The sequence below is a fragment of the Catellatospora aurea genome (assembly GCF_042663325.1).
Taxonomy (GTDB): Bacteria; Actinomycetota; Actinomycetes; order Mycobacteriales; family Micromonosporaceae; genus Catellatospora; species Catellatospora aurea.
In genome coordinates this window covers 1-5,485 of record NZ_JBHTAC010000089.1, presented here as the reverse complement: position 1 = coordinate 5,485, position 5,485 = coordinate 1, and the positions used below count along the sequence as shown (strand labels likewise).

Here is a 5,485-nt window from a genome sequence, read left to right as displayed (position 1 = left end):
CGAGGTGGGGACTTTCACTGGCCACCAGCGGTGACACTTCCATGGCCACGGACACTGCGCGCCGCCGACCACCCCGCAACAACCCGCTACATCTACCTCCTTGCCGCCACTCAGCTGTGCGGGTTCCTCGGCACCTTCGGCCACGTCCGCAGCCAAGCAGGCCGAGACCCGCTCGAAGTCACGAAGGCAGACATCGAACGGTTCCAAGTCTGGATGATCGAGACCAGGTCGGCGTCGACAGCGCTGAACAAGCACAAGAGCCTGCAGCAGTTCTACAGCTGGCTGGTCGCCGAGGAAGAGCTCGACGTCTCGCCGCTGGCGCGTGTGCGCCAACCTCGAAAGAAGAAGAAACTCATCCCGATCATCGGCGCCGACCAGACCCGAAAGGTCCTCGACACCTGCGATCGGCGCACGTTCGCCGGCGCTCGCGATGAAGCGATCATCAGAATGTTCGCCAACACCGGTGCCCGACTGTCAGAAGTGGCAGACCTCAAGATCGACGACATCGACATGTCGCTGGACACCGCCCTGTACCACGGCAAGGGCGGCAAGGACCGTAGGGTGCGGTTCGGGCCGAAGACCGGCCGGGCGCTCAGCCGGTACATCAGGATGCGGTCACAGCACCGCGCCGCCCAACTGCCCCACCTGTGGCTTGCGGAGAAAGGCGCGGCCCACCTGAGCGACAACGGCATCCAGATGATGCTTAGGCGGCGAGGGCAAGCCGCAGACGTCGAACACCTGCACGCCCATCGCTGGCGGCACACCTACGCCCACGAGTGGAAACGCGCCGGCGGAGACTCCGGTGACCTGATGGTGGTGCTCGGCTGGTCGTCAGACGAGATGGCCCGCCACTACGGTGCCAGCGCGGCCGCCGAACGCGCCCAGGAAACCCAGGCACGGCTGAGGATCGGCGAAGATGTCTGACACCGCCGATTCTCTCGAGGCCAGGACCGGTCTCACCGCTGCCCAGCGACGTCGACGCGCTCGGGTCGCCGTGCACACCTCCTGGGCCAACACCGCCGATCGCCCGGCGCGGACCGCCCCAGCCCGGCGGGCGTTCCACGCCAGGTTCGAACGCCAGGTCGACCCGAACGGGGAACTGCCAGCCGATGAACGCGCCGAGCGTGTACGGCACGCCGTCAAGGCCTACATGCTGCAACTGGCCGAACGCTCCCGCCGCTCGCGGGAAGCGAAATGACACCCGCAAGGGTGCGCCCCACGCGAAGCGCACCCTTGACTGCGCCAGTTCGCCAGTCAGACGCGCTCGCCGATGCCGAGCCGCTGTTGGGTCTCCAGCGCACGCTCGGCAGCGGCGCTGCGCCCGTAGTGCCGGGGCATCGCGTCGGAGGTCCAGCCGAGCACCAGCATCAGGTCGCCGGTGTCGGCACCAGCGCGTTTCCACTCGTGGGCGTAACTGTGACGCCAGCGGTGGGCGTGCAGGCGTTCGATGCCGGCCTTCTCCCCCAGCCGTCGCAGCATGATCTTGATGCCGTTCGGGGCGAGACGGCGGCCACCGCGGTCGGCAAGCCACAGGAACGGCAGCTCATTGCCCCGGTGAGTCGCCCGAGCCCGCAGGTACCGACTCAGCGCTCGGGCGGTCTTCGGCCCGAACCGCACCCGCCGGTCTTTGGCACCTTTACCTCGGAAACGCACCGACTCCGTCGCGAGGTCGATGTCGTCGAAGGTCAGGTCGCCGACCTCGGACAGGCGGGCACCGGTGTTGCACAGCAGCCGGATGATCGCGTGATCGCGCAGGTTCGCGAAGCTCTTTCCCTTGCACAGGTCGAGGACCTTCTTGGTGTCGGCGTCGCTGAGCACCGGGATGAGCTTCTCCGGGGTCTTGGGCTTGCCGACACGGTCCATCGGCGAGCGGTCCATCTCCTCCTCGTCGATGACCAGCCACTTGAAGAACTGCTGCAGAGCCTTGTGCTTGTTCAGCGCCGTCGACGCCGACCGGGTCTCGACCACCCACGCCTGGAACGCCTCGACCTGGCCCTTGGTCACCAGCGTCGGGTCATCGGCCGCGGCGTCGGAGTCGAAGTCCGGCGAGTGCTCCTTCAGATAGCGCGCGAGCTGGGCGGCGGCCAGCACATAGTTGTAGCGGGTGGTGTCGGGGTGGTTGCGCGAACGCATGGTCCGGTCCCAGTCCTGCAGGAAGCCGGCCCAGATCCTCGGGAGGTCTTCGAAGACCTTGGCGACATTGAGAGTCGTCACTTTGCACCTTGCCTAGTCAAGGGGTCCACCAACGGTGTACTCGACTTCGGCCGACGATCCTGGTACACAAAAAGAGGGTCTCCGTGGTCCGTGACCAGCGGAAACCCTCTTCGCTGTCGGGCTGGCCGGATTCGAACCGACGACCCCTTGACCCCCAGGACGGGTGACCAGCCGTCTATACACGTCACACGCGGTGTGCATCGTGAGCGAACGCTGTTTGGTCGCACGTCGATACACGAGAGCGCATGGCGTGTGGTCCCCAACTGGTCCCCTGCGGGTGTCACCCCCACTGGATGGACAAGCCCGTCGTATGACCCGCCGGCATGGGCGCTCTCCAGGACTGGCGGTACGGTCTGAACCGGGAACGATTCTGTCGTCTTGCAGACTTTGCTGCGGCTGTACGGCGGAGCTGAACGCGCAGTAGTCCTCGGTATGCTCGCGGGCGTGCAGATCGAGATGGGTGTCGATGGCGACGGCGATGTGGTCGCGCAGCTGAATGCGTGGCTGGCAAGCCGCCCGGACCTGGCCGGGATGGATGTCAGACGCGCCCGGGCCACAGTGGTGCCCGGGCAACTCGGCGCAGTCGAGGTCCTAGCTTTTTTGGCGACCGAGGTGACGCTGCCGCTGGTCTTGAACGCGGTCTACGACTTCTTCCGCTCCCGTCGCCGTTCCCGCCCGGCCGAACGGGCCAGGGTCACTGTGACCTGGACCGATCATCCCGACGGAACACGCACGACCATGCTGGACCTCGATGGTCCCGCAGACGCAGTCGTCGAGGCAGCACATGCGGCGCTGGAGGGACCCGCGGCCGGTGCCTGACGTCGATGGTGGCGATCACGCGGACCCGTCGGAGTCGGTCGCAGTCCTGATCGGGGTCGGCACATACCGAACTGACCTGCCAGCGGTGCCCCAAGCGCAAACGTGCGTGCAGCGGCTGGCCGACAGGTTCGCAGACCCAGAGCTGTGGGGACTGCGCCGGCCCCTGCCTCTGATCGAGTTGGTTGACCCGGACCGGGCGACGGTCCTGGAGACGGTCGGCCGGGCAGCTCGGCTAGTGCGCCCGCCCGGGCTGCTGGCGATCTATTTCGTAGGCCATGCCGTGTCCATCGGCGGTCACCTAAGCCTGGCCATGGCCGATGCTGACCAGTCCCGACCGGAAACAAGCATGGTCACGGTCGCGAACCTGGTGGAGGAGGTGTCGCGCAATGCCGGCCGCGATGCAGCCGTGGTGTTGTTGCTGGACTGTTGCTTCGCAGGTCAGGCCGAGACTGCCGTGCCGGCCCCGGCGGTGCGCGCGGCAGACTCGGCGGGCTGGTACTTCCTCGGCGCCGCCGACCGCGCCACCCCGGCCAGCGCGCCGCTAGATGGGGACACCACCCTATTTACCGGGGCGCTTCTAACGGTCCTGCGGGGTATGCCCGGCCGGGGCCGGTCCTTGCGAGGTCAGGACGTGTTCGACGGCCTGACCGAACTCCTGCCACACAACCCACCAGTGCACAACCATGGCGCAGCTGGGGCACGGCCATGGCTCACGAATCTCGGCTACAAGCCGCCGCCGCCCCGGCCCCTTGAATTCCCACCGCTTACAGGCTCGCTAGCAGCATCCAGGCGCCGACCGCGCATGTTTCCGCAGGTAGCACCAGCAATGGTGACCCGACCGGAGCTAATTGCAGCCATCCTGCATGCCCTTGGAGACACAGCAGACGCAAGCCCGGTGGTGATCACGGCGGTGCGGGGTACCGGCGGATTCGGCAAAACCACACTGGTAACCCAGACGTGCCACCGGCCCGAGGTCGATGAGCTGTTTACGGGCGGGATCCTGTGGACCGAACTCGGTCACGACCTCGACGGACCTGCCCTCGCCGACAAGATCAATGACCTGACGGAGCAGCTCACCGGTGTGCGGCCAACGCTGTCCGGCCCACAGGAAGCCGGGTTCCGCCTCGGGGAGGCTCTAGACGCCTGCCTGGATCCTGTCTTACTCGTCGTCGACGATGTCTGGCGCGACGACCAGATCCGCCCGTTCCTTAGCGGAGGTCGCCACTGCCGCCGATTGGTCACCACCCGGTTCAGCCTGGCCGCGCTCTCCGCAGCAGTGCCCGTGGACGTCGATGTCATGGCCGACCGCGAAGCAACGGCGGTGCTGACCGCAGGATTGGACCCGCTTCCCGACGCCAGCATTCGAGAGCTGCTGCAGTTGACCGGCCGGTGGCCGCTGCTGCTGGGTATCACCAACCGCACCATCGCCCGCAACACCGACAAGTTCTGCCCGGTGTACCAAGCCGCACGAGACGTCGCCGACCGCCTGCGGCAGGCCGGCCCGGATGCCCTGGACAACCCCCACGACATCACGTCGCCGCGGCGCCACGCTATGGTCGCCGCCTGCATCAACGCCAGCCTCGACGCGCTGCCGGCGTTCACGCGCGACCGCTATCTCGAACTCGGGATCTTCGCCGAAGACACCGACATCCCGTACACCACCCTCGCTCTGCTCTGGCAGGAAAGCGGTGGGCTGGACGCTTTCCAGACCAGGCAACTAGGTAACGCGCTCATCGACGCGTCGCTGGCCAGTCCCGGACGCGACCAGCCCGGACTGCGCTTGCACGATGTCATACGCACCCACGTACGTGACAGCGCCGGAGCCGACCACCAGGTGCGCACCAACATCGCCCTCATCACCGCGGCTTCCCGTCTGCTGGCCTCACCCAACAGCCTCACCGACAGCGGCCATGCTCCTCGGCCATGGTGGACTCTGCCGCGAGAGCACGACCACCTGCAGCATTACCTCGTTGATCATCTCACCGACGCCGGCCTGCAAAGCGAGGTTCAACTCCTAATCACCGACCTGCGCTGGACCGCCGCACGCATCCGCCGCAGCGGTGGCCCGGTCCATGCCGAAGCCGATCTCGCCCGCTCCCAACATCCGCAAGCCAAAGCACTCGCTGACGCTCTCCGTCACAACGCCCACCTACTGTCTTCCAGCCCTGTCGTTCACGCCATCGACGACACCCTCGCCAGCCGCCTCGACGGCAAGAGCTCCTTGCAGCCCATCGTCGACGCGTTCACCCGCACGCTCACCCACCGGCCCCGACTCGCCAACCATTGGCCGCTACCAGACCAGCCCCACCCCGCCCTCCGCCGCCCCATCCACACCGGCCATCGGCACGGCGCAGGGCAGGTGCACATCGCACCCGACGGCACCTGGCTCGCCACCATCGCCAACACCTCCCGCGGCAGCGGCGACCCGGTGGTACAGATCTGGGACCCCCAC

General features: G+C 67.0%; 5 protein-coding genes. 4 read left to right on the top strand and 1 reads right to left on the bottom strand.

Annotated features, from left to right (window positions below; genetic code table 11):
• Nucleotides 1–924, top strand: a 924-nt coding sequence (locus tag ACFQO7_RS37525) for a tyrosine-type recombinase/integrase (RefSeq protein WP_376810856.1), incomplete at its 5' end; no start/stop codon positions are given.
• The gene (locus tag ACFQO7_RS37520) at nt 917–1,198 is read left to right on the top strand and encodes a hypothetical protein (protein ID WP_376810855.1); all 282 of its coding nucleotides are present in this window, start codon (nt 917–919) and stop codon (nt 1,196–1,198) included. The genes ACFQO7_RS37525 and ACFQO7_RS37520, both read left to right, overlap by 8 nt.
• A 56-nt stretch (nt 1,199–1,254) precedes the next feature.
• Here the strand turns inward: ACFQO7_RS37520 and ACFQO7_RS37515 are convergent, their stop codons facing one another.
• Complete coding sequence (locus ACFQO7_RS37515; protein WP_376810854.1) at nt 1,255–2,214, bottom strand: tyrosine-type recombinase/integrase; 960 nt, start codon at nt 2,212–2,214, stop codon at nt 1,255–1,257.
• A 444-nt stretch (nt 2,215–2,658) separates the two neighbouring features.
• On the opposite strand from ACFQO7_RS37515, the gene ACFQO7_RS37510 reads away from it, so the two are divergent.
• Both ACFQO7_RS37510 and ACFQO7_RS37505 read left to right on the top strand, forming a co-directional pair.
• Complete coding sequence (locus ACFQO7_RS37510) at nt 2,659–3,033, top strand: effector-associated constant component EACC1 (RefSeq protein ID WP_376810853.1); 375 nt, start codon at nt 2,659–2,661, stop codon at nt 3,031–3,033.
• Between the two features lie 106 nt (nt 3,034–3,139).
• Nucleotides 3,140–5,485: NB-ARC domain-containing protein (locus ACFQO7_RS37505; RefSeq protein ID WP_376810852.1), on the top strand; the 2,346-nt coding region annotated here is incomplete at its 3' end.